Annotated in this window: 25 protein-coding genes, 3 tRNA genes, 1 other RNA gene and 1 pseudogene; 9 read left to right on the plus strand and 21 right to left on the minus strand. The window is 60.8% G+C overall.

Features of this window, described 5'->3' with window-relative positions; genetic code table 11:
- Both C481_RS16810 and C481_RS21780 read right to left on the minus strand, forming a co-directional pair.
- Positions 1-724 (minus strand): annotated as a pseudogene (locus C481_RS16810) (IS6 family transposase).
- 70 nt (positions 725-794) lie between these two features.
- Positions 795-1,592 carry a hypothetical protein gene (locus C481_RS21780; protein ID WP_152422202.1) on the minus strand — a complete coding sequence of 266 codons (798 nt, stop codon included), beginning with the start codon at positions 1,590-1,592 and terminating at the stop codon, positions 795-797.
- 520 nt (positions 1,593-2,112) lie between these two features.
- On the opposite strand from C481_RS21780, the gene C481_RS22760 reads away from it, so the two are divergent.
- Complete coding sequence (locus C481_RS22760) at positions 2,113-2,286, plus strand: hypothetical protein (protein WP_241434703.1); 174 nt, start codon at positions 2,113-2,115, stop codon at positions 2,284-2,286.
- A 154-nt stretch (positions 2,287-2,440) separates the two neighbouring features.
- Here the strand turns inward: C481_RS22760 and C481_RS22765 are convergent, their stop codons facing one another.
- Positions 2,441-3,061 (minus strand): site-specific integrase, encoded by a 621-nt coding sequence (locus tag C481_RS22765; RefSeq protein ID WP_241434704.1) that lies wholly within the window; start codon positions 3,059-3,061, stop codon positions 2,441-2,443.
- 461 nt (positions 3,062-3,522) lie between these two features.
- Between C481_RS22765 and C481_RS16825 the strand changes: the two genes are divergently transcribed.
- Positions 3,523-4,128, plus strand: a complete 606-nt coding sequence (locus tag C481_RS16825; protein ID WP_006110527.1) for a cupredoxin domain-containing protein — start codon at positions 3,523-3,525, stop codon at positions 4,126-4,128.
- Between the two features lie 121 nt (positions 4,129-4,249).
- Here C481_RS16825 and C481_RS23000 read toward each other — a convergent pair whose 3' ends face one another.
- The 4 genes from C481_RS23000 to C481_RS16840 form a co-directional block, all read right to left on the minus strand.
- On the minus strand, positions 4,250-4,378 hold the full coding sequence (locus C481_RS23000; RefSeq protein ID WP_275040073.1) for a hypothetical protein: 129 nt from the start codon (positions 4,376-4,378) through the stop codon (positions 4,250-4,252).
- A gap of 110 nt (positions 4,379-4,488) precedes the next feature.
- On the minus strand, positions 4,489-5,814 hold the full coding sequence (locus C481_RS16830) for a hypothetical protein (RefSeq protein WP_049904730.1): 1,326 nt from the start codon (positions 5,812-5,814) through the stop codon (positions 4,489-4,491).
- A gap of 136 nt (positions 5,815-5,950) precedes the next feature.
- Complete coding sequence (locus C481_RS16835; RefSeq protein WP_006110529.1) at positions 5,951-6,406, minus strand: RDD family protein; 456 nt, start codon at positions 6,404-6,406, stop codon at positions 5,951-5,953.
- A gap of 688 nt (positions 6,407-7,094) precedes the next feature.
- Positions 7,095-7,166 (minus strand) — tRNA-His (locus C481_RS16840).
- A 259-nt stretch (positions 7,167-7,425) separates the two neighbouring features.
- Between C481_RS16840 and C481_RS16845 the strand changes: the two genes are divergently transcribed.
- Positions 7,426-7,881: a DUF5814 domain-containing protein gene (locus C481_RS16845; RefSeq protein WP_006110530.1), complete on the plus strand. Its 456-nt coding sequence runs from the start codon at positions 7,426-7,428 to the stop codon at positions 7,879-7,881.
- Positions 7,882-7,998: 117 nt separating this feature from the next.
- Here C481_RS16845 and C481_RS16850 read toward each other — a convergent pair whose 3' ends face one another.
- From C481_RS16850 to C481_RS16875, 6 genes are all read right to left on the minus strand, one after another.
- Complete coding sequence (locus C481_RS16850) at positions 7,999-8,448, minus strand: hypothetical protein (RefSeq protein WP_006110531.1); 450 nt, start codon at positions 8,446-8,448, stop codon at positions 7,999-8,001.
- 127 nt (positions 8,449-8,575) lie between these two features.
- Positions 8,576-9,202, minus strand: coding sequence for an RPA family protein (locus C481_RS16855; protein ID WP_006110532.1), 627 nt, complete (start codon positions 9,200-9,202; stop codon positions 8,576-8,578).
- 2 nt (positions 9,203-9,204) lie between these two features.
- Positions 9,205-10,134: a hypothetical protein gene (locus C481_RS16860; protein WP_006110533.1), complete on the minus strand. Its 930-nt coding sequence runs from the start codon at positions 10,132-10,134 to the stop codon at positions 9,205-9,207.
- A 118-nt stretch (positions 10,135-10,252) separates the two neighbouring features.
- Positions 10,253-10,843 (minus strand): MogA/MoaB family molybdenum cofactor biosynthesis protein, encoded by a 591-nt coding sequence (locus tag C481_RS16865; RefSeq protein ID WP_006110534.1) that lies wholly within the window; start codon positions 10,841-10,843, stop codon positions 10,253-10,255.
- 192 nt (positions 10,844-11,035) lie between these two features.
- On the minus strand, positions 11,036-11,275 hold the full coding sequence (locus C481_RS16870) for a hypothetical protein (RefSeq protein WP_049904731.1): 240 nt from the start codon (positions 11,273-11,275) through the stop codon (positions 11,036-11,038).
- Between the two features lie 408 nt (positions 11,276-11,683).
- Positions 11,684-11,756 (minus strand) — tRNA-Asn (locus C481_RS16875).
- 96 nt (positions 11,757-11,852) lie between these two features.
- Here C481_RS16875 and cca point away from each other — a divergent pair.
- Positions 11,853-13,310 carry a CCA tRNA nucleotidyltransferase gene (gene cca / locus C481_RS16880; protein ID WP_006110536.1) on the plus strand — a complete coding sequence of 486 codons (1,458 nt, stop codon included), beginning with the start codon at positions 11,853-11,855 and terminating at the stop codon, positions 13,308-13,310.
- A 44-nt stretch (positions 13,311-13,354) separates the two neighbouring features.
- On the opposite strand, the gene C481_RS16885 is transcribed toward cca, so the two are convergent.
- From C481_RS16885 to C481_RS16895, 3 genes are all read right to left on the minus strand, one after another.
- Positions 13,355-14,380 (minus strand): histone deacetylase family protein, encoded by a 1,026-nt coding sequence (locus tag C481_RS16885; protein WP_006110537.1) that lies wholly within the window; start codon positions 14,378-14,380, stop codon positions 13,355-13,357.
- A 7-nt stretch (positions 14,381-14,387) separates the two neighbouring features.
- Positions 14,388-14,819 carry a histone gene (locus C481_RS16890; protein ID WP_006110538.1) on the minus strand — a complete coding sequence of 144 codons (432 nt, stop codon included), beginning with the start codon at positions 14,817-14,819 and terminating at the stop codon, positions 14,388-14,390.
- A gap of 63 nt (positions 14,820-14,882) precedes the next feature.
- Positions 14,883-16,370: a single-stranded DNA binding protein gene (locus C481_RS16895; RefSeq protein ID WP_006110539.1), complete on the minus strand. Its 1,488-nt coding sequence runs from the start codon at positions 16,368-16,370 to the stop codon at positions 14,883-14,885.
- 330 nt (positions 16,371-16,700) lie between these two features.
- Here C481_RS16895 and C481_RS16900 point away from each other — a divergent pair.
- Both C481_RS16900 and C481_RS16905 read left to right on the plus strand, forming a co-directional pair.
- Positions 16,701-16,773 (plus strand) — tRNA-Arg (locus tag C481_RS16900).
- A 378-nt stretch (positions 16,774-17,151) separates the two neighbouring features.
- Complete coding sequence (locus C481_RS16905) at positions 17,152-17,466, plus strand: HalOD1 output domain-containing protein (RefSeq protein WP_006110540.1); 315 nt, start codon at positions 17,152-17,154, stop codon at positions 17,464-17,466.
- A 158-nt stretch (positions 17,467-17,624) separates the two neighbouring features.
- Here the strand turns inward: C481_RS16905 and rnpB are convergent.
- An RNA gene (gene rnpB / locus C481_RS16945) (RNase P RNA component) lies at positions 17,625-18,051 on the minus strand.
- A gap of 253 nt (positions 18,052-18,304) precedes the next feature.
- Here rnpB and C481_RS16910 point away from each other — a divergent pair.
- Positions 18,305-18,904: a TIGR00296 family protein gene (locus C481_RS16910; protein WP_006110541.1), complete on the plus strand. Its 600-nt coding sequence runs from the start codon at positions 18,305-18,307 to the stop codon at positions 18,902-18,904.
- 257 nt (positions 18,905-19,161) lie between these two features.
- On the opposite strand, the gene C481_RS16920 is transcribed toward C481_RS16910, so the two are convergent.
- Genes C481_RS16920 through C481_RS16930 form a run of 3 tightly spaced genes read right to left on the minus strand, consistent with a single transcriptional unit; the run spans position 19,162 to position 22,480 of the window.
- Complete coding sequence (locus C481_RS16920) at positions 19,162-19,434, minus strand: hypothetical protein (protein WP_006110542.1); 273 nt, start codon at positions 19,432-19,434, stop codon at positions 19,162-19,164.
- A 29-nt stretch (positions 19,435-19,463) separates the two neighbouring features.
- Positions 19,464-20,624: a nicotinate phosphoribosyltransferase gene (locus C481_RS16925; protein ID WP_006110543.1), complete on the minus strand. Its 1,161-nt coding sequence runs from the start codon at positions 20,622-20,624 to the stop codon at positions 19,464-19,466.
- A gap of 47 nt (positions 20,625-20,671) precedes the next feature.
- Entirely contained in the window at positions 20,672-22,480 is a 1,809-nt protein-coding gene (locus C481_RS16930) for an Hvo_1808 family surface protein (protein WP_006110544.1), read from the minus strand.
- Positions 22,481-22,628: 148 nt separating this feature from the next.
- On the opposite strand from C481_RS16930, the gene C481_RS16935 reads away from it, so the two are divergent.
- Both C481_RS16935 and C481_RS22305 read left to right on the plus strand, forming a co-directional pair.
- Complete coding sequence (locus C481_RS16935) at positions 22,629-23,213, plus strand: cysteine hydrolase family protein (protein ID WP_049904725.1); 585 nt, start codon at positions 22,629-22,631, stop codon at positions 23,211-23,213.
- Between the two features lie 131 nt (positions 23,214-23,344).
- On the plus strand, positions 23,345-23,506 hold the full coding sequence (locus tag C481_RS22305) for a hypothetical protein (protein ID WP_006110546.1): 162 nt from the start codon (positions 23,345-23,347) through the stop codon (positions 23,504-23,506).
- 98 nt (positions 23,507-23,604) lie between these two features.
- Here the strand turns inward: C481_RS22305 and C481_RS16940 are convergent.
- Positions 23,605-23,890 (minus strand): PaaI family thioesterase (locus tag C481_RS16940; RefSeq protein ID WP_152422203.1); only part of this gene is annotated, 286 nt, incomplete at its 5' end.

The raw sequence follows: 23,890 nt of genomic DNA on the forward strand, positions 1-23,890 counted from the left end.
TTAGGTTCGATCTCCCTGCTCGTCGCGGATTCGCGCACCTAAGAGGACTTTATAACGGTGTCTGAAGCGTCTGAGCCAACGGCGTGCGCTGGCTGGACTGCCCTGCCAGAAGGAGTGAAAGCGGTCAATTCGCATTGAGACGGTCTGAAACCACTTTTCGGCGTGGTTTCGGTCGCTGTAATTGAGCTGACCGCTCAATTCGTGGCGAGCGAGGGCAGTCAGATAGCCACCAGCATCGACGAGAAACTCTGTCTCGTCGAAATCGTGTTTCTCGGTAAGTCGGTGCAAAAACGCTGCCGCGGGATCAGTCCCGCGGCGGCTGTAGACGTCGATTTCGAGCAGTAGCTTCGATTCTGTGTCGATTGCGGCGTACAACCACTTTTTCTCGCCATCTACCTCGATCTGTTTCTCATCGACCGCGACCTGCGACGGCTGGGCCGTCCTCAGAACGCAAAGCGTTCTGATGGGCCGCACGAGAGCGCTGCTCTCGTGGACGTCGGCGGGTCGCTCTGAGCCTCCGAAAGCTTGTGTGTCCAGTTCCAGATTCGCCGTGAGAACGGTCAATACCAAGTAATTCGAGCACTGCGACGACCTCCCGAACTGACAATCCCATCGAATGCAGTCGCACCCCGAACACCCTTACGGGTGTCGGGGTGCGCTCGTTCTCCCAAACCTCATCACAGTCCACGTCTAAGCTCTCTCTGAGCAGGTTGGCGAGTTGTATGGACACTTCTCGCCACCACCTGCTCATTCCTCAAACTCTTATCTAGACAGTGCCTATCGGGAGATACTTGTTAGATCCGTAGTTCTCTAATGAATTCTTCCGATTCCTCGATCAACCTTCGAACTGCAGCCTCGTTTGGCTCTTCGGGATGAGCGCAGGTTTCCCGAATACTGGCTAGAGCTTTCAGATCGTTCCAAGTGGTCTTGTCAATTTCATCCGCTTCATATAGCGTCTGAGATAGCCGATTGATTCCATGATTCGTATTGAACTCAGTCACCTCATTAGAGTTCTCGCACATCGTTAGTAAATGGCGTTCAAGAGCAACCGCTGCGACTACACCACTTGCCCTAGTGAACTCCTCATCAAGTAATTCGCGGGCTCTCTGGATTTCATCTCTACCAATACGCTTGGAGAGTCGTCGTCTTACGCTCAGTTTTTGCGCTTCAACTCTTGCGGGGATAGCGTTTAGAATATTCCTCTGAATATCGAACCTATCTATAAAGTATCGAAAGGCAGCATCAGTCCCATCGGCTGGATCTGGCCTTGATAAATTGACAGTACGATTGATAAGCTTCTGCTGTGGTGAAAAATCACTATATCGACTTGAGAGAAATTCGTTGACTAGCGGACTTGCTTTATTATACCATTGTTCATACTTTCGTCGTATTTTTCTCTGAAGAGGTTTTGTTGAGTCGTCTAAAGTACTCCATTCGTACTCTTTGCCGCTGCCCCTCGACCTTGAGCTATGGATCTTTGTTACATGTCTCTCAACATCAGAAAAGTACTCTTCAGCAAGCGCTTCTATTTCCTCTGCCTCAGATTCCAATGACTCTATATAACGACTGATAGATTCAACGTCGGTACTCATTTGCTGCGAATGTAGTTTCAATTAGCAAAAAATGACCGATCTTCTCTGAGAGCTAGTCTCCACTTTTCTGGGCAACGTCCTTCTCGATTCGATATTTCCTGTTGCCTCACAGAGAGGAATCACTGAGAACCGCCTTTTTCACTCCTCTATGAGAGAGTCTGGTCAAATAGGGAACGCTATCGATTAGATTTTATTCAGGAAGGAGGTGATGAACGCGTCCTGGCTACAGTCCTTGCAGACAGATAACCATTGAGGAGCTTCTAATGCCATCTTGTGAGTCCTCCCACCCCTCACCATGGCCCTGGGGCAAAGCCTTACCAGGGAAAGACTGGGGACGCGTGGAGGATTCGCGCATATGATTTGGCATTGAATCAACCTCCATATTGGAAAAACATGTGCAGTGAAATGTATGTTTCGACGTTTAGATCCCGTTGATGTAGTCCCGTCTTTGTTCGACCTTCACCTCCTCGTCTCGCTTGTCGTAGTGCTTATCGAGTACATCCTGTCCCACGTTCATCCGATGACTGACGACCTTCTCGGGCACATCTTCGGTCAGGAAGTTGGTGATCGAGCCCCGCCGGATATCGTGAGGGAAGACATTGATCGGGCATTTGCAGTATCCTCCATATTCAGCAGCTTCGCAGCCATCGGGATCTCGATCCTTCGGGCATTCGTTGGAGTAGTAGCAAGGTGAGTGACCTGATAGACCGCATCCCGAATGCTCGAGCGGTTCATCCGTCCATTTCGACTCGTGAGGAGGGGTTCTCGTCCATACTCATCCTCTACGTCATGGCGATGATGATCCCGCCAGTCCTCAATCACTCGGCAGACTTCAGGACTGAGGGCGATCATCCGCTCCCCTTCTTGCCCGTTCTTGAGGGGGTATCTGATTCCGGTCTATGACGGAGCGCCAGCCGTTCGTGCTCTTCGTCGTAGTCGTCGAGGTCCAGTGAGTGTAGGGCTCCGAGTCGAATCCCGGTATGCCATAGGATCTCCATGATGGCGTGAGGGCGTGAGGCGTGCTCGAATTTCCGCTGATACTCGAGCAGAGCCTCTGCCTGATCGATTTCGAGAAGGCTCTCGCTCTGTTCATCGGACTTATCGAGTTTCGGCATCAGCGCCTCGAATTTCTCGTGAAGATCGGGATCGACTGCATCGATAGAACCGCACCAACGGATGAAGATCCGAAGGGCGTCTAGTTGCCCCTCGAGTGAGATCGGCTTTAGATCGCCATCGTCTCTCCGCCAGGTCTTGTATCGCTGTAGATCCCGACCGGAGAGATCGTTCATATTGTCGATTCGCTCGACGTCCTCGCACCATCGGATGAAGTGCTTGAGACGATAATGATAGCCGTCGAGCGTACTTTTCGATACCTCTTGTTTCCGCGCTTCGAGGTACATATCCTTCGCCTCAACAGGCGAGATGGGTTCGAGATCGTTCTTCGTCATGGGGTTCACCGAAGCGCCCATGAGCGTCGGAGCGAGCTGTCCCCGGTCCCGTGAGCGGAGCGAACGGGTCCACGGTGAGCTTTGCTCGCCGGAGGTTCAAATCCTGGAGGCGGCATACCTCTTTTCACTCCTTCGGGTTTCCTCGCTCACTACGTTCACTGCGGGAATCTCTCGGTCGCAAAAACGAGGTGAAAACACCTCGACGCTCCTGTCGGTCAGGTCGAGTGAGACCGCGACTCACTTCGCTCGCCGCGGTACGCTGACGCTCCTGAACCGTATCGTCAAAAAGCTTATGTAGCGATGAAATGATTGGTGTTTTGATGGGAAGACGTGCTTTCCTCACGACGGTTACAGGCTCGGCCCTACTGCTTTCTGCTGGCTGTCTCTCGAACTCGTCACAATCTCGAGATCCGAGTGACTCCTCATCGTCGACTACAACCCATTCTTGCGATGCTGTTGAGATCACCCGAGCGTCCGTATCCGTGGAACCCGGGTGTGATGGCGGCCCAAGGAGGACAGGGAGTGTAGAGGGACAAGCAGGGGACTGCAACGCGAAACTAATCCTCGAAATCGTCGACGAGGACGAAACCATCGAGGAAGTTACCTTCGAGACCAACAACGGTAGGTGGTCGGTTGGTTTCGGCGAGGGACCAGGACAAGTATGGACGGTTCCCAGTCAAGGCGACAAACGTGTACGGATTCGCGGCCCGGATAGGGAGATTCTTGCCTCGGAGCAACTCACCATTTCTCACTATCTGGATTCACCAGACCTCGCTGTTTGGCGGTCTGAGTTCGAGCCTGAGACAGTGTCAGTCGCCGAGGACGTCACGGTGGTATTCAGCATTGCAACGTTTGGTGCTGAGACGTCATCCACTGCCGCACTCCTGGTCGACGGCGAAGCTGTAGAAACTCTCGACGGAACGGTTGACAGTGGTCCAGACTGTCAACATGCCAGCGGCCCGGAGTACGAGTTCAGTTACACCTTCGAGGAACCGGGAGAGTACGAACTGGCGGGCAGAATTACCGTCGACGGTTCCTCAAAGGGAGGTCACACTAGGTCGATTGGAACGGTGACCGTGACCCAGTGAATCAGGACACAATAGGTTCAAATCCGGGAGGCAACACTTCTCACGGCGACCAACTTCGTGAGCCGTTCGAAAGCGATCCGAGTGGGTTTGAACTAGACCAAGGTTCTGCGAGCAAGCGAGTTCACAGGAGTAGTTCACAATCCGGGAGGCGGCATCCGTTTGCAACGAGTTCGCTCGCGAGTTCAGGGGCGAGAACGCCGAGCAGTGGCGAGAGTTCGCGGAGTTCAAATCGGGGGCAGCGGGTTTCCATACGATCGAGATTCGAAACGTACGGCATTCGATGAGACCAACGGTTCCAGCCAGTTCGTGAGTCTATGGACGGTCAAATTTGAGAGCAACACTCCAGATAGTGGCCCACAATCACTCGTCGAAGCGTGACACGAGACGATGGGACACATCGGTAAGGTACACCGAACCCCAGATTGCGACGACAAGGGCACCGACGAGATCGTAGAAGAGATCGCCGATCGTATCGGTGATGCCGTGCTGAGCGAGGACGACCTCGGAGCCGAACCACTGGGCAAAGAAACCGAGGGCGAACTCCATGAGTTCCCAGATGACGCCGAATGCCAGCACGAACAGCAGGATGAAGACAAACAGCATTCTCGGGGGAAGGTGAATTTCGTCAGTGTACAGATCGATGGCTCGAACGGCCGTATACCCCGTCCCGGCAACAATCGATGCGGAGACGGCGTGAGTCAGGCTGTCCCATGGCCCGAGGAAGCCGTACAGCCCTGCTGAACCGAGTGCGTGGAGAAAGACCGCACCGGTGATCCAGAGGACGAGTTCAGGTTCGAGAGGGAGGCGGAGGTCGCGTTCGAGAAGTGCCGGAAGGCCCGTGATGGCGAGTGCGATGCCGGCGTTGGTGATGGTCGTTGCGTCGCGAGTGAGGAGGCCGTAGAGAAACAGGAAGCCGAGAGCGAGTTGAAGCAGTCGAGAGAGTCGCCTGATGGTTTGATCGGAGGCGTTGAGGCGGCTGCGGAGAAACGGCGGGACCGTATCGCTCTCGGTGGTCGAGTCGGGCACGTTTTGTGAGGCCGATTCGGATAGGGAATGGTCGTCGTCGGAGTCGACGGGACGTGAGAGCGGAGATTCGTTGTCGGAGGGTGGCGATCGCATCGCGTATCGGTCGAAGACGATACCGGCGAGGAAGCCGGCGATCGTGGCGTACACGAAGTCCATCATCATCGCGTGGTTGGCTGCGTTCGCCGAACGGCCGGCGTCGATGGAGGGCGTTCCGAACGCGAGGGCGGACGTCCACTGGGCGACGTTCCACGTTGCGGCGACGGCAAGGGTCGTAATCACGACGAGCGCAATCGCGAACGAGTGAGTCATTCGAACGGCGGTAAATCGGTGGATTTCGGTGACGGCGACGAGTGCGACGGCAGCGACGGCGATGTAGACGGCGATCGATGTCAGAAACGTTTCTCCCAGTATCGTTGCATCGACGACTGGGATCGCAACGAGCACGAGCAGTGTCCACGGTGGCATCACGCGCGGGTCGTGATGGGAAGCCACAGGGAGGAGGATAATCGCGACGGCGAGCCCCGTAAAGACGAACCACCGGAAGGACGACTCGAACGCGTGGATCGTCGCGAGCGTGCAGAGGACGACGACGATGATCCACCCGAAGATTGCATTGCGATGGGTCTCATCGAGTAGGTTGTCAGGTCGATCCGTTCGCATGCCGAGGTGTATGTGATAGAGCATCAAAACGCACTGTCCGGAATAATACGCCGTGTCAGCAGTGGCTGGTAGACTGCTGTTCGAACCGTCTACAACCGTCGCGAACTATCGAAAGCGAGCCGTTCAGTTCGAGACGTTACTCGTCGATCGAGACGACGATCGTCTGGGCTGCGAGATCTCCGACTCGCTGGTGTTTCGAGGAGAGATATGCGGTTCCGATACCGATGAGATAGAAGAGCGGCAGTATATCCACGACACGCAGAACGTTCCGGAGGGTTGCCGCGACCCAGGTACAGCGAGACCCGTCATCTTTGACGACGACGATCCCCCGCGCTCGCTTGCCGATCGTCTGGCCGTAGTAGCCCTCAAAGAGAATCTGGTAGACGAAAAGAACGACCGGGGCGACGAATTGGAGTCCCAGAATGAGTCCACCGAGACCACCCAGCGAACTGCCGAGAATAATCGTCCCGCCGCCGTACCCGAGGATACCGCAGACGAGAGCGACTACCAGTGCATCGATCAGCAGTGCTTCTGCACGACTATCGAGGATGCCTGCCGGACTGTCTTCGTTAGGAACTGGATATCTATCCATAGAACAAAGTCACGATATATTGTATATCAAACTTCCCAATACTATTTGTTTATGTCTATATTTTAATATTATCTAGCTTAAACCGTCTCTCGAGGGGGAGTATCTCTGTGATCAGGTGTGTGATCTATGAAAAATGCAGCCAGGAAGAAGGACACCTCCGAATGCACCGCTGTCTCTCCGCTCGTTCCTGCCGAGCCATAGCGACAACACGCTTCACCAAGACAATGATCAGTAGTACATCAAAATATGGCAGTTTCCAGAAAACATCACCGATAGTGACAACGATTCATAGCGGTCGAAGGGAACCAACGAAGAGGACTGCTCACTGCGCACTACGCCTTCTGTACGAACCGCTGGAAGTCAGTTCCGGGGCAACCGTGACCGTCCTAGGTTGCGCCGGGAAATCGGTACAGCAGACCGTATCAGTATCAGAACTCGAGTGCAGTAGCGTCAGGGATAGTGGAGGTGCATCTGCCATGACAAACTCTGGTGTCGCGTGTACTCAAGTCGCGGTATCGCACGAACTCGGTACGCGAGCTGAACTCGACGAGGCAGACGCTACTCGTCTCGGGTTGACGGAATTCAGTTTCGATAGCCACTTACGGGGAATCAGATCGCTCGCCACAGAAAGCCGAGTGGAGGTTCGCTCTCTGGATTTGCTGCTCGGGGAGTTCGACGCGATGAAAAAGTCCGGGTGCGAGAATCGAACCCGCGTCTCAGCCTCCACAAGGCTGAAGGATAACCACTACCCCAACCCGGACACGCTTGCACACTGATGTAGGTCCGGTTGGCCTGAAATACGTTACGACTCACGTGCGAAACCGTGGTAGCAGCCACCGTGAGAGAGCCGCTCACAGCGCTCAGCACTCAACACTCAGTGAATAGTGCTCGGGGAAGGGGCGAGAAACACTCGTGAACTGCGACAGAGGCAAGCCCTTCGGTCCGGGGACGTAGCCGATACCGCCTGGAGAACGCGACCGAGACGCTTTTCGGCCGTGCACCCGTAGGAAGGCCAACGCGTGGCCATCACCGACAAGATATACGTCAAGAACCACCGCCAGCTCAGTTCACAACTCGAGACGAATATCCCCAAAGGGGCGTTCAAGGGTGCAACGCTCGATATGCTCTTTCAGGGTGAGGGACTCGAGAAACTCGACGACGCTACTCGTGATCGAGTTCTCGAGTTCACCGAGGATTTCCTCGACTGTGAGTGTGACAACAATCCCTACTGCGGGTGTCCGGAGCGAAAGTTCATCCAGTACCTGCTCGATCTACGCGCGCAGGGCCTGGGTCCCGACGCCATCGTCGACGTAATGACCGACGACTACATGGTCTATGCCTATCCTGGAGACGTGCTCTCGTTTCTCGATAGCGGGGTTCGAACGCTGGAGGCTGCCGAACACCTCGCGAACGTCGACGGGGCCGCGGACGAACGTGACGAGATCCGGCAGGCAAAACAAGACCTGTCGCGGTAGGAATCGACCCGACACAGTCGGTATACGGGATACGGGCGTAAAATCGGCCACCGGCCATGTATCTCCGTACGGATTACAGTTCAAGAGGCAAAGACGAGCGCTGTTAGTGCTCGTCTCTCAGCGGAACTGATACGTACTGGTGTCATCTGACTGCTCCCCTGTCTCGAAGTCGTCGAGATCATCGAGCAGGAGCACCTCGTCTTGCTCGTCGTCGAGTCGGTCCTGCAGATCGGTGACGTACGCTTTGTACTCGTCTAACTGCTCTCGCAAGTGCTCGGCCTCGAGTTCGAGTCGTTCGTGTTCGCGGATGAATCGCTTCGGTACCTCGACGGTTGGTGGGAACGAGAGATCGGCTTCGTTGCCGTCGTCGCCGTTTTCGCTGGCCGACCGGACGGCGAGTTCGTGCTCGGGGACGACCGTGACCTGGCCGTCGTGGTCGACGAGTTGGTCGACGTAATCTCGGAAGACGGCCGACAGGGAGATATCGCGCTCTTCGGCGATATCCTGCAGGGATTCGAACGCATCCTCGTTGACGCGAAACGAGATTGTCTTGTTCTTGTTGCCCATGCGTGTTCGTCAGTACGTCACGTGGCGGTCCACTTAACGGTTCGTCAGACGACGGTACGCGCCGCGCCGTACTGTGTTGTGGCTGGCTGGAAGCAGGCAGGAAAAGAGTGAAAATCGAGGGGCGCGGTCAGGCAGTCGCCTCGTTTTCCTCGAGTTGTTCGAGGGCCTGAATCACGTCGTTACGGTAGTTAACGACCGGCGAGTCGTACTGGTCGCGGGCCATCTGGGCGTACTCGTTCGTCGGTGCGGTCGAGCCGCTTTCGGGCGCTTCCTGTTCGGCTTCCCACGCCTCGACGGCTTCGATGCGGTCGAGCGTTCGTTCTGCGGTCTCGACGACCCAGCGGTCACGAGTCGCGGCGTCGACGACGGCGATTGACTCGGGCCGTAGAGAGACGTTGACCGTGCCGTCGTCGGTCTGGTAGGTCCGCGGTTTTCCGACAACTGAGACGTAGGCTGGTGGTTCGGTCTCGCGCAGCGTCGAAGCCGCTTCGGGCTGGTACTGGCCGGCGTAGACGAAGAACGTCCCGGTCGGATCGACAACCCGGCCGCGCCAGTACTCGCTGTCCTCGCCGACGTCCTCGGTTTCCGTGAGCGTCCCGGCGACGAAGACGCGGTTTGCGCGATCACCCGTCGGCAGCAGGGCGAAGTTCGGCGCGCGCTCGTCGTCGGATTCTTTGAACGTGTACGTCGAGTCGTTGAATTCCGATGCGAAGACGCGACGGGCGACTTCGCGGGTGAGTTCTGCCTGGCTCATGATTACATCGACCTCGCTTTGATCAGCAGTTCCTCCGCATCCGCCGGCCCGTCGAGTTCAGTCACGTCGTCAGCCAGGACGTAGCGGCCGAAGGTTGGGCCCTCGATGCGGTAGTAGGTGCCGACGATGTCGGCTGCGATTTCGTCGGCGACGACGGTCGTATCGAGGGCGTCCATCGCCATGTCCTTGGCCTCCTCGAGTGAGAGTCCGGTCAGGTTCTCCGTGGCGTCCTTGTCGAAGATGACTTCGTGGGCGTCGAGGCCGTCGTCGACGACGGCTTTGATTCGGAGATCGAACTCGCCTTCGACCTCGCCGTGTTCGTTACAGCGGCCGTTCTGAAGGACTCTGGTGCAGTCGTCCTCGGGGCAGCGCTTGATGAGTCCGCTGCCGCTTTGCATGTCGATGAGCGCGCCCTCGATCACGCTCGTGTCGTCGCCGACCTCGATGTCCTCGTCGCGTTCCTCGATGATCGTTGTGCTGTTGAGTTTAACCGAGTACCGGCCCTGATATTCGTCGGTGACGACGTTCTGGAGGGAGTAGACGCCGCCTTCCTCGAGTGCCGGCAGATCGGATTTGGCCCACTTGGTGAACTTGATCGTCCCCGTCGGGTCGCCGAGCAGGCCAACCTGGGCGACGGAGTCGCTTCGTGGGTCCCAGAGTTCGATGACCTTCGCCGTGAGGTCGACCCACTCCTCGGGTTCGTCGACGTCTTCGACGTTTACCGCCTCGCTGGAACCGCTCGAGAGGTCATCGCGCTCGAGGCCGGCCTCCTCTAAGTAGTGGTTGGTGACGCTCCGGCGCGCCTCGTCCATCGGCACTTTGTACTCGTCGACGAGCGTGGCCAGGCGCTCTTCGACATCCTCGACGCTCACGTCGAGGTGGTCCGAAAACTGGTCGTGGATATCGTCCGCGTGCTGTCGTACGTCGCTCATTGTGTCACGCCTCCTCCTTGGTTTCACTGGGAGGCATACGTCCATTCGCGCCCGATGGTATTTAAAGTGCCGCCACCGGAGTGAAAGTGAACGGCGACCGGGTTCGTCTCGCCGATTCTCACTCCACGCGGTGTCGCGTGGCAAGCCCCGCGAGGTGGGGCGCTTCGGGAACGATCAGGTCCTCGCAGGCGGTTCGACAGGCGCTCTGGCTTCCGGGCAAGCAAAACACCGGCGTATCGACAGCGATCCCCGCCGTCGCGCGCGATGCCATCGCCCGCGTGCCGACCTCGTCCCACGAGAGCGACCGGAAGAGTTCGCCAAAGCCGGGTAACTCGCGCTCGAACAGCGATGCCGTCGCCTCCGGCGAGACGTCATCCGCGGTGACGCCCGTCCCGCCGGTGGTGAGCACGACGTCGATATCGTCGCGCGCGACAAGCCCGCGAACCGCCGTCCGGATTGCAGCGTAATCGTCCCGGACCAACAGCCGTTCTCGCACCTCGTGGCCCGCGTTCTCGAAGCACCGCTGGATGGTATCCCCGCCCGGATCGTCCGGCGCAGCGTTCGAGTCATCGGCCGCCGCCTCGGCGCGTGAACTCGAGACCGTCACAATCGCGATGTATAGCGGGTCAATAGTATCGTGCCCGTGGTCGTCGGTCTGGCGGCGAGCTGTCGTCTCGGCGGTATCGTCGTGGCGTTCACTGGGTGGCATAGTCGTGTTCATCTGTCTCGCCGGAGGGCGATAATTGCTGTCTTCCGAACGGCGGGCGAGACCGGTGGAGAGAGCGCGGCCGGACCGATCTATCCGATCAGTAGAATCCTCTTCGAAAGCACAGTGGGGAGAGATGTCCCCCGTTACTATCGGAACTCGCCTCGCAGCAGCTGGGAGGCCTGTCCCGAGCCGTCAGTCCTGTTCCGACTCACCGGAGCAGTCGTAGCTGAACTCTTGCCATGCGAGGACGGCGTCGCCGTCCGTGACTTCGACCCGGAACCGTCCGCCGACTGGCATGGCACCGATCGCCTGCTCTTTGTACACGACCGCGCCATCTTCACTGGGGTTCGTCGGTCCGGTTTCGCACACGCTGAGTTCACACGTGGCCTCGGTCTGCCCTTCGAACGCCGGACAGAACGTGTCCGCACCCATATCCATCTTCGACCTATGAGGACGGACGGTCCCGCCCCCGATCGTGAACGAACCCGAGAGCGTGGCTGAACCGCCGACACCGTCGGGTTCTCCAGAAACGTCCCTCCTCCGTCATGAGAGTTCGAATCCGTTCTCGTTCTTCCTTCGAGATGGCCTCACCCGTCGTATCTCCCGACCCGCTCGCCGGAATCGCAACTGACATTTGAACCAGCCCGACCGGACAGCATTCCGAGGAACTCGAAATTCGAACGTTGAAACCGGGACTCGAACGGGTTCGAACTGATCCGGACCGCTCACCGCGTTTGCAACCGGCTGCAACTTGCGTATTCGAGTCCGCCTCCGTTCGCTGGTTTGCTCACTGGTTCGCTCGGAGCAACTGCTCCCCACGAGTAGTAGTCGAAGAAACAGCGCCGAAGCCAGGACTCGAACCTGGGACAACCTCGTTAACAGCGAGGTGCTCTACCATCTGAGCTACTTCGGCTCAACTCGTGATTGGCGGGTTCTTTTGATAGGGCTTTCGTTTTCGCTTCCGGCGGTTCGACACCCTTTCACGCACCGCACGAGTAGTTGCGCGCAAATGAGCGACGACGATGCAGACGCCGAGTCCAAAGCGGGCTCGGGATCCGACTCAGACGCCGACGAACGCGACGGCGGAACCCACGAGCACGACGACTCCGGCAAACGGGACGAGTTCAGTCGCGTCGTCGCCGCCGTCCGGAATCAGGTCGACCCCGATGCGGAAGAGCGCGACCGGTTGCGTGAGGTCGCCGACCGACTCGCCACTCGCGCCGAAGTGGCGGCCACGGACCTGTGTGCCGGCGCGAACGTGATACAGGTCGGCTCGACGGCCAGGGACACCTGGATCAGCGGCGACCGCGACATCGATATCTTCGTCCGCTTTCCACCCGAACTCGATCGGGAGACGCTCGAGGAGTACGGCCTCGACGTCGGCCACGCCACCCTCCCCGAGGGCCACGAGGAGTACGCCGAGCACCCCTACGTCAAGGGCACCGTCGACGGGTTCGATATCGACGTGGTCCCGTGCTTTCGCCTCGAATCCGCGACCGAAATCCGCTCGGCCGTCGATCGGACGCCCTTCCACACGCAGTATCTGGAGCGGCGACTCGACGACGCCCTTGCAGCCGACGTGCGCGTCGCAAAACAGTTCCTGAAGGGGATCGGAGCCTACGGCAGCGACCTCCGAACCCGTGGCTTCAGCGGCTACCTGACGGAACTGCTCGTCTGGGAGTACGGCGGCTTCCGACCGCTCCTTGCGGCTGCCGCCGACTGGCAACCGCCGGTCGAACTCGACCCCGAGGGTCACGGCCGGGAAACGTTCGCCGACCCCCTCGTCGTCATCGATCCCACGGACCCCGAGCGAAACGTCGCGGCCGTCTGTTCCCCCGAGAACGTCGCCCGCCTCCAGCACTACGCCCGCGAGTTCATCGACGCGCCGGCCCTCGCGTTTTTCGAGGCGGACGACCCCGACCCGCTAACCGAAACCGAACTCTGCGAGCACCTGACGGCGCGGCGAACGACGCCGATCGCCGTTCGGTTCGACGCGCCCGACCTGGTCGCGGATCAGCTCTATCCGCAGCTCCGGAAGTCCCGTGACGGCATCACGCAGGGGTTCGACGACCGCGGCTTCGACGTCTTCCGGGCGACGACGTTTGCCGGCGAGACTGCCGTCGTGTTCGCCGAACTCGAGGTTGCGGAGCGACCGACCGTCGAGCGCCACGACGGCCCGCCGGTTCACGTGCGATCACACGCCGAAGGGTTCTATGAAACCTACGCAGACGACCCGGATGCGTACGGACCGTTTATCGACGACGACCGGTACGTCACCGAGCGCGAGCGCGAGTTCACGAGCGCGCAGGCGTTCCTCGAGAGCGAGCGGCTGTTCGACGTGGGACTCGGCGCACACGTCGAGACTGAACTCGAATCGGGGTACGACGTGCTGGTCGGTGACGAGGTGACGGTGTTACTCGGCGAGTTCGGACGCGAACTGCGAGCGTATTTCGAGCCAGCGCCCTGAGAGCGCGACCGGTTGTTGGTGCGGTGGCGACGAAAAGCGACGACTTACGGGTCGATGGTTAAGTCGTGGGCCGCGAGAACGTCTTCGAGCACCGGGACGACCTGGTCGTCGGGTTCGTCGTCGTCGGGTTGGATCGGATCACGGCCGTCGAACGTCTCGTGGACGATCGAGACGCTGTCCGCGAGGACGTTCAGTCCGTAGCCGCCTTCGAGGACGAACGCGAGCGACGCGTCGGTGTCGTCGGCGAGCGTTCGGAGTCGATCGGCCAGCAGTGCGTAGGCCTCGGTCGAGAGGCGGATGCGCGAGATGGGGTCGTGACGGTGGGCGTCGAACCCGGCGCTGACGAGCAAGAGGTCGGGATCGAACGACTCGAGCGCGGCCGCGATCGGGCCGTCGACCGCCGCGAGGTAGCCGGCGTCGTCCGTTCCGGCGGGCATCGGGATGTTCATCGTCGTCCCGGTGGCGTCGCCGGTACCGGTTTCGTCGATATCCCCGGTGCCGGGATAGAGCCCCTGTTCGTGGATCGAGACGAAGAACACGTCCTCGCGGTCGTAGAAGATATCCTGCGTGCCGTTGCCGTGGTGCACGTCCCAGTCGACGATTGCGACGCGGTCGACATCGTAGTCGTCGCGGTCGAGGGCGTACTGGGCGGCGACGGCGACGTTGTTCACGAAGCAAAAGCCCATCGCGTCGTCCGTGACGGCGTGGTGGCCCGGCGGCCGACCGATCGAAAACGGGGTATCCCGGCCCGTCGCCCCCGACAGCGCGGCATCGACGGCCCAACAGGCCTGGCCGGCGCTGTACCGAACCGCATCCCAGGTGTCCTCGACGGCGGTCGTATCGGGGTCCCAGTTCCCGCCGCCATCGGCGCAAAACGACTCGACCGATTCGATGTACGCGCGATCGTGAACGGCCGCGATCTCGTCGAGCGAACAGGGATCACCCTCGACGTACGCGACGCCGTGTTTTTTCTTCAGACGCTCTCTGATCGCCCGTAGCCGGTCCGAAGACTCCGGGTGGCGCGAACCGGGATCGTGTGCGAGGCAGACCTCGCTGTAGCCAAATTGCATCTCACACTCACTCGAACAGCGAGAAGTACGTCTCGATGTCGTCGTCGATGATCGTTCGCCGATCCGCGTGGCGGGCGAGGATCGCCGACGCACCCGCGACGTTGTCCGCGTAATCCTCGAGAATGTCCGCCAGCGCGACGCGGGCATCCATCGAGACCCGGTAGCGGTCGTCGATCTCCAGTCTCGCGATTCGGTCGACCGGTGCGACCGGCAATTCGAGTTCGTCCTTTTCGACGACGGTTTCGACCTCGAAATCCGACGCCATCAGCGTCTTCCGTCCGTCCGCAGTGGCGCGGTCGGCAGCGTCGATCGCGAGGTCACTCCCGCGGTCCTGAATCCGGGCTGCGAGTTCGGCCGACGCGTCGGCGCTCACCCGAAGATCACCCGCGTTCCGCCGGATAATCGTATCCACCGGCGCGAACGGGAGTTCGACGTTCATATCATGCTAGGCGAAGCTAACTCCCTTAACGCTTTTCCTCGCCGATCGCGAGGCGAGGACTGTCTAGAACACGTCGTTTGCGTCGAGTCGTCCCTCTCGAACGACGCCCCGCGCAGTGACCTCCTCGCCGAGGCCGACATCGGCCTCGGTCTCGACGCTCATCGTCGTCTCGCCGTCGTCGAGCACGACCGGACTACCGGCCTGCACCACGACGCCGGTGAACTCGAGTTCGTCCCCGTCCGACGGCTCGCCGGCGTCGGTGGCTCCGGTCTCGTCCGCGGTCGCGCGGCCGTCCTCGTCCCCGGCGGTGTCAGACGCGGATGCATCGCCGCTCGTCGCATCGTCGTCGCCGGCAGCCGCGTCACCCGCGAACGCGGAGAGCCCCGCGTTTTCGTCGCTCGCCGAACTCTCGTCGCCAGCCCCGCTCGCACCGCCGGCGCTGTCGGACTCCGATTCGAGAATCGTGATCGTCGACTGCCAGCCGGCGGAGGCCTCGAGATCGTCCTGCCAGCCGTCCTGAATCTCGACGTCGCCGAGTGCGACCTCGTCGCCGGGACCGATGTCGAGATCCGCCTTCTCGCCCCAAAGCGCGACGCGAATGTCGCCGGTGGCGTCCTGGACGCGGACGTTCTTGACTTGTCCCTCGGAGCCGTCGTCGCGGTCGAACGTCCGCTTCGGGTCCGTCGATCGAACGACGCCGGCGAGATCGACCGTCTGGCCGATCTCGAGGTCCTCGATCGGCGTGCTTTCCGGGACGTACTCGATATCGGCGTCGACCGTCTCGACTGCACCCCGGTTGCCGACGTGGAGTTCGAGCGAGCCATCGCGCTCGCGAACGTAGCCGTCGACGACCTCGACGGTCTCGTCGGCCTCGAGTTCGGTCGCGAGGTCCGCCTGATCGTCCCAGAGCGTGACGCGGACGCGGCCGGTCGAGTCGCCGAGGACGAGATTCGATACCTTTCCCTCGGAGCCGTCGTCGCGGTCGAACGTGCGAACGGTGTCGGTGTCGAGGACGAGGCCGACGAGGTTGACGTTCGAAAGACCGAGCGAGAGGCTCTCGACGGTGTAAGTGTCCGAAATCTGTACGTCGATATCGGTATCTAGGTCCGGTTCGACCTCGTCGACGCTGACTTCGACGCCGCTGAAGCCGTCCTTCGGGCGACCCTTGATTCGCAGTACCTGGCCTTCTTCGAGTTCGTTGATCGCGGCGTCGGCGTGCTCGTCCCAGAAGGCCGCGCGGACGGAGCCGGTCTCGTCGGCGACCTCGACGTTGACGACCTGGCCGTCCTCGTCCTCGCCGTCGCGTTCGAAGGTGCGGCGCTCGCCGATCGAGAGCACCTTGGCGACGAACTTCGCTTCCTCCATGCCGGGCTCGATGTCGGCGATGCCTCCGACCTCGCTCTCGCCGATCTCGTGAGCGATCAGCATCGCCGCCGTCTCCTCGTCCGCGAGTCCCCCCATCTGCTCGACTTTGTCCTCGACGGCCCCGCGAAACTCCTCCAGAGAGATGTCGGCCTCGAGGTCTTCATAGACGCCCTCGATGTCGCTCATTCTATGCTCGTGCATGAGTAGCCCGCGCATAAGCGTTGTCCATTCGTCGTGTGCGCGCTCGATACAGTCGTGGACCGGAATCGATATCGAAAACCCCGGGCTGCGACGGTCTCCATCTGTACCCGTCTCTGGGCTCGCCTCCGTACTTGAACTCGCGGTCTGCTCTCTCGGCCGTCCCAGGTGGTACTGAGCGCAGTCCGGAACGTGTACTCGACGCCACCAGCGGACCCGAATCATGAGTGAGTAAACCAGGCATAATCGGCCGAACCAGGCCCGTTTGCCGGTCGCTTTCGAAAGGGCTTTAATGGTCACCGGGTTACGAAGAGATGAGTCCTGATAGGGTAGTGGACTATCCTCTTGGCTTGCGGAGCCAGGGACCGGAGTTCAAATCTCCGTCAGGACGTTTCTCTTCAGTACAATACCGCGAGTGTAGCGAGCAGCACGTGGCGAAAATTGATACGCAAAATCGGTACGCGGAGGACAGTAGCCGCGTTCGAATTCGGAAACCGAACGACGCGAGTAATCGAAGCGGCTCGAAGAGTTCACCATGCCAGGACGCGCAGACACATCAAATCTGACATGTAATTCCCACATCACGAACACACGGTCCCGCTGATGCGGTTTTCGAAGCCGATGACGCCGATTTCAGGGATTCATTGAAGAGAAGAAATATGATATTAGTTTAGACAATTTCTAATGGAAATTGGTAAAACGAGGAGAAACTGGGCGGGATTTAGACAGACTTTTATAAGATGGTGTGGCCGTTCTTCCAAGAAGTGGGATGGACTCGGAACTGGGACAGCAGAAAAATGCACGTACCGCATCGTCGACCACCGTTCACCGCGAGTTCGAGCTCTCACGGTCCGCATCGCTTGCCGCCATCGAGACCGTGGCGACGGCTGCTGACTGTGATCCGACCGAACTCGTGCCGCTCTACGAGGTAATTGATCCTGACGCACTCGATGCCCTCTTTGGTTCACAGAGCGACTTAGCCGATCCGGAGACACGAATTTCGTTCGGATACGAAGGGTTTTCCGTGATCATGGCTCGTCACGGGCAGAAGTTGACGGTAAAAGCGAGCCAACAGGCGGAGTAAGACGGCTACCGTCAGAACCGAGAAACCGCAAAACGCAACACACGAAACCGTAAGTCTCGAGCTCGAACCTCGAATCTGTCGCGTGAGAGGAGTGATATCGCCGTTGCGATAGCTACTGGAGACTATCGCTGAAGACAGGCGGTGCAGTGAAAAGTGGTGAGAGGAGTAAGCCCCCTTCTGTTCGTCCCGGCATTCGGCTGAGCGTCCGTGCCGTTGCGGCGCGGCCGCATTGTTCGGGCTACCACGGCACGGACTTGCACCGGTGAGGATTCGCCGTTCCATCGGTCCTCGGTCGTCTGAGCGCAGCCGATCGCGTCGTTTGCGGTCGACGGCACGCGCCGTCTGCCGGTGTGATCTCCCGATGGGACACCACGAACCGTCGCGACCCGTGGGTTCGAACCACGGCCAGACTGCACACCCTCTGCGGGTCAACTGCCCTTCCTCGCGGTCGGGGTCGCACGCATCATCGGTCGGACCGAGACGTGTCGTTTCTGTTCCAGAGCCAGCGGTCTCCCGCTCTGGACTTGCGTCCAGTCACCTGCCCGAACAGGTGGGGGGACTTTCCTCGCGGGCGTGGCCCCTCCCGACGGGAGGAGTCACGTTCGTCGCGGGTCACCGATCGGTGCCCACAGTCAACAGGCGAGTCGTTACCGACTCACCCGCCGCGGCAGCCAGGCTCTCTCTCCACCGATTGTAGGTCCTGCTGGTGAATAAGTCCCTCGGTTGGAATCGTCTCGATTCGCGCCGATACGACGCCGTTCTCGTGGGTCACAGCACTGGTCTGACTCTCGAAACGGAATGGAAGCGTTTTAGGACGCCTATCCCTATGTACATCTGTATGTCCCAGGGACAGGGCGTCAACCTCTCCTACGAAGACGGTGCACGTGCAGTTGAACTCGCGCGTGAATCCGTCGAATCCTACGTCGAACACGGGCAACGAGAACAACCGGGCAGTATGCGAGAAAGCTTCTACGAGCGAACTGGTGCGTTCGTTCGACTCGAATCCACGCGAGGCCGCGGAAGCCTGCGTGGCTGTGCCGGTGGCTACCGTTCGGGTGAACAGCTCGGCCACGTCATCGTCGACGCGGCCATCGAAGCAGCCAGCGAAGATTCGTGCGGCTCCGAGATTAGCCCCTCGGAACTGCCGAACCTCACCGTCTCGGTCTGTGCGGTGAGAAACGTCATCCTCACCGACGATCCGCTCGCCGATCTCGAACTCGGCACGCACGGGGCCGCCATCGACGGCGGCGAAGGCGGCTGGCTCTACCCGACGGTGCCGGTCGAACACGGCTGGAGCGCACGCGAGTACCTCGACCGGACCTGTCGAAAGGCCAAGCTCGCCCCCGGCTCCTGGCAAGATGACGACGTCGTCGTCACCCTCTTCGAGGGCCAGGTCTTCCGCGAGCGCGAGGCCGACGGCAGCATCGAAGAACTCTGAGCAGGCGTCGTCTTCACGGAAGAAACCGCATCCGAACAGCGACGCGTCGCGAACGCTTCTCGTGCAGAAATCGTCACCGCTGTACCGACGAGCATATCGACGGTGGTGAACGGCCACGGCAGTCCGTCGTGCAACGGCACCGACGAGAGTTCAGTTCACCGAAGCCGCCGAGACGGTGAGAGCGGCCGCTGCGAGTTCAGTTTTGAAATCGGCGTCGAGTTCGATCGAAACCGTCCCGCCGAGTACGCCTCGCGGCGCTACTCGCCGTGCTCCGCGGATGATCGCGCCGGAGAGTGACGGTTCGCCTTGAGCAGTTCGTCGATCGCCGCGAAGAACGCGTGTAACACGAGCCAGAGAACGGGGACGTTTACGAGCAAGAGGGAAACGAAAGCGAGCGGGCCGAACGGGCCGATCAGTCCGGCAAAAAGCAGGACGAACCCGTCGAAAAAGGCGGCACCGAAACCGATGACGACGAGTTTGAAGAAGAGTTTGTTCGCGATTTCGATGTGCGGGGAGGGCTGTTCCGTCATTATACTAACCGGTTTCCGAGAGCGCGTGATTACGCTTCCGATTCTTGGAATCTAACCGCATCGGCGTCCGCCAGACAGCGCTCGCTCGCCTCGTCGAGGTCGAACTCGCGAACGATCTCGCCGTCGCGGACGAGCGGTTCGAGCAGCGGGTCGGCGTCGTCTGGCGCGTCGCTATCAGCGAGCGCGACGTGATGACCGCCGTCGGCGGTCCGGTAGACCTCTTTCACGCCCGAGAGTTTGCCCCGCTTCGAGATCGGTTCGCCCTCTATCTCGACGATGTCGAGACTGAAGTCCAGCGACGCTGCCTCCGTGATGTGACTCCCGACGCCGAAGCCGTCCGCAACGTCTCGCAGTTCGCGGATCGAGTTCGGTCCGAGCCCGCCGCTACAGAAGATGTCGACGTCCTCGTAGCCGTGGGCGTCGAGTTCCCAGCGCACCTCGCGGACGATGTGCCGAAAGTCGCCGCGACGCGAACTCGTGGTATCGATGCGCACGCCGTCTAAGTTGTCACCGAGCGTCTCGGCGGCCAGCAGGCTCTCGGTCGTTTCGTCCCAGAACGTATCGACCAGCGCGATTCGGGGCACGTCCTCGGGGACGGCCTCGTCGAAGGCCTCCCAGGCCGCGGCCTGGTTGCCCTCGCCGAAGCAGAACATGAGCGCGTGGGGCATCGTGCCACTCGCCTCGCGATCGAGGATGTCTCCCGCCGCGACGTGCGAGAACCCGTCGAGACCGGCGAGCAGCGCAGCGCGTTCGACCGTCGATGCGATCGAGGGATGGACGTGGCGAGCGCCGAACGAGAGAACGGACGACTCCGGCGCGGCCTGTCGCGCTTCGAGGGCGGCCGTTGCGAAGCCACTCGGTTGCGACAGAAAGCCGAGCAGCGAGGTTTCGAGTTCGGCGAACGCGCGGTATGGGCCCTCGATGCGGAGAACGGGCCCGCCGTCGAACAGTTGCCCGTCGGGAAGAGCGTCGACGTCGACGGCACACCCCTCGAAGAGCGTTGCAACGTCTTTGATGCCGGTGAAGACGTCGAACTCGCCGGTCGGGAACTGGTCTGCGGTCACTTCGGCGACGACGTGCGGGTTCTTCCCCGCGTGCTCGAGAGTCGTGTGGGTACGCTCGAAGTAGGCGTCCGTCGCGGTCCCCTCGAGAATCGCAGCAGGGGGAATGGTTCCGAACGGGTTTGACATAGCGTCGATTTCCTCCGGGGAGCAAAAAAGCTACCCGTCTCCGGCGCTCACGGCGGCGAGAGACGGGACGCCGAATCGGAGAGTTCGAACGGGAACGGGAGTGAGAGCACGGTACCGGAAACGACACGCGTTCGACGCAAAATGACCCAGCCACCGGTCGCGAGGACGAGAACCGATCCGAGCGCGACGGCTCCGATGCCGACTCCGCTATCCGGGATCAGCGCGCCGATGAGCGACCGTTCGTCGTCCGAAGCAGCGGAACCGCCATCCTCGGTGCCGTCAGCGCTAGCTGTGATCGTATCCTCACCGGCGGGTGCGGCACCCTCCTCGACGGCGTCGAGTTCAGCGATCGACGGCGCGCGCACGATCGACACCGTCTCGCCGCTCACGTCGAGATAGTAGGCACCCGGATAGTCCGATTCGATCTCGTAGGTGTTCCGGCGGTCGTCAACCGGTTGGGCGCCGTGGTTGTCGAGCAGTTCGAGATAGGCACCAGCGAACGCCTCGGCGTCATCGGTCGTCGCCCACTCGGTCCGCCAGACGTATCCGGTTTCGTTGACCGCGTCGTCGACCGTCTCGTTCGAACCGCCGGCGACGGCATCGACGGCGTCGTCCGCGACGTACGTGACGAGTTCGTCGCCGGCCCAGCCGTCGGTCTCGGGCTGATCGAAGTCGTAGCCCATGCTGGACTCGAGGAAGTCGGATTGCTCGATGACGGGCTGGCGGCCCCACTCGAACGCGTCGGCGGTGAACATCGAGACCATGCCGGCTTCGCCGACGGTCTCGTTGGCGATCGCGCCGTCGACTTCGAGTTGCTGCCACTCGTCGGACGAGCGGTCCGCGACCTGGGTGGAAGCGGGCTCGCGGTCCTCGCCTGGACGGATCGTCTCCGCCGAACTCGCCGGCGGGTCGTCGTAGGCCGCGTTGACGGCCTCCCAGTTGTACTCGCCCGCCTCCCACGCCGCCTCGTCCGTGGCTTGTTCCAGCAAGAACTCGACGTAGTCCGGGCCGTCGTCGTAGGGCTGATAGATCGTCAGGTAGAGTCCCCAGTTGAGGTCGGGTTGGTCGGGCGTGGCGCGTTCGGGCTGGAGGCAGGTCCACGTCTCGCCACAGCGGCGTTCGTACTCGGTGTCGACCCAGGAGGCGTCGCCCTCGATGAGTCCGTTCACGGCGTTGTCCTGATCGATGGTCTCGCGCTCGTAGCCGCTCAGTCCGAACTGCTGGTCCTGCAGCGCGTGGACGAGTTCGTGACCGAGCACGGCTTCGTTAGGCGTCGGCGTTCCCGAACTCTCGGAGACGATGACGATCTGCTCGGTTTCGGGGTCGTAGTAGCCGTTGACGGACCCGCCGTACAGCGATTCGGCGGCGTCCGCGGCATCGGTGTTCCGGTCCACCATAAACAGCGCCTCGTAGTTGACGTTCTGCTGTAGTCGCACGGCACCGGTGGCGTTCGTGAAGACGCTGCCGTTTTCGGTCTGCTCGTTCCGGTATTCCTCGCGGGAGACGACGTCGACCGAGACGTCCTCCTCGAAGGTCAGGTTTCGAATGGCCTCGACGCGGGCCATCGATCGCGAGATGACGGCGTCGAGTTCACCCTCGGCGAGGGTCTGGTTGTCGCGATCGTCGACCGGAAGTTCGTCGTCGTACCAGTAGCCGTCGACGTAGCCGATCGTGTCGGTAGTCGATGGATCGGCCGGTCGGTCGTCCGTCGCCGGGGAGTTCGGTTGCCCGTTCTCATCCGAGTCGGGAGAGGGACCGACGGCGAACGGCAGGAAGCCACCGGCACCGGCGACCACGAGGACGAGAAGTGCGAAAACAGCCAGACCACCCAGAAGCCGTGTGCGCGTCGAGTTCATCGGGATAGGATAGTCAGTCGTACGAAAGCAACCGGCAAAAGGACGACGGTCGGTGGCCGACCCGTTTCATCGGGAGACCGCACTCATCCGGCGTCGATCACGGACCACCGCCGCGAACGTTTTTGCGAGCGCGTTCGTAGGAACACCCATGACCCTCGATCTCGATCCGACGCGCACGGCGGTCGTCGTCGTCGACATGCAAAACGGGTTCTGCCATCCCGACGGCGCGCTGTACGCTCCCGGGAGCGAGAGCGTCATCGACCACATCGCCGAACTCGTCGCCCGCGCCCGCGACGCCGGCGCGCGGATCGTCTACACTCGGGACGTGCACCCGCCAGAACAGTTCGCGGACGCCCACTACTACGACGAGTTCGCCCGGTGGGGCGAGCACGTCCTCGAGAACTCCTGGGAGGCCGAAATCGTGGACGAGCTCACCGTCGATCCCGACGACCACGTCGTCGAAAAACACACCTACGACGCCTTCTACAACACCGAACTCGAGGGCTGGCTGAACGCCCGCGGCATCGACGACTTGGTCATCTGCGGCACGCTCGCGAACGTCTGCGTGCTTCACACCGGCGGCAGCGCCGGCCTGCGCGACTTCCGCCCGCTCATGGTCGAAGACTGCATCGGCGCGATCGAAGACGGCCACCGCGAGTACGCCCTCGAACACGCCGACTGGCTGTTCGGAGAGGTGCTGAGCCGAGAGGACGTGACGTTCGACGTGGCGTAATGCGGCGCGGAGGTTCGGTGTCGGCCCGCGCGACCGGGGCAAAGAGCAAGAATCAGAATCAGAACCAGAATCAGAATTAGAACCAGAACAAGAGCAACGAGCGTTTTACTCCCGCCTTCGAACCCCTCCGCATGGAACTGAACTCGCGTCGCCTGCAGTCGATGTACGTCCTCGGAATACTCCTCAACGCAGTCGCGCTGGTGGCCTCGGCGACGAGCGGTGAACTTCTCTACGCCGGAACGTTCGGACTCATCATGTGTTATCTGGGGCTTCGACTGTGGATGGTAGCGTAACGCAACCGGGAGCCACAACGAATCGCACTCGATCGGTATCGCTACGGTCGAGTCCGGCGACACTCACGAGAAACAGTCGATGAGCGAAATCGGCACACTCAGTCCCATCCCTGACGGAACACGCGATAGGAACCCTGGCCCGTCGCGACCTCCACGGTTTCGCCATCCGGCGTCGTACTCTCGACGATCACTTCGCTGACGCCGACCGTCCCGCCGACGCGAACCACGTTCGCCGTCGCCGTCAGATCGCCCGTTGCCGGCCGGAGGTAGTTCACGTTGAGATTGATCGTCGCGATCGAGGAGTCGACGGGTCGCTCGAGTTCAGTTCGGAGCGCGAGGCCGCCGGCGGTATCGATGCTGTCTCTTATACACATCTCTGATGGC

It is taken from the genome of Natrialba asiatica DSM 12278, assembly GCF_000337555.1.
GTDB lineage: Archaea > Halobacteriota > Halobacteria > Halobacteriales > Natrialbaceae > Natrialba > Natrialba asiatica.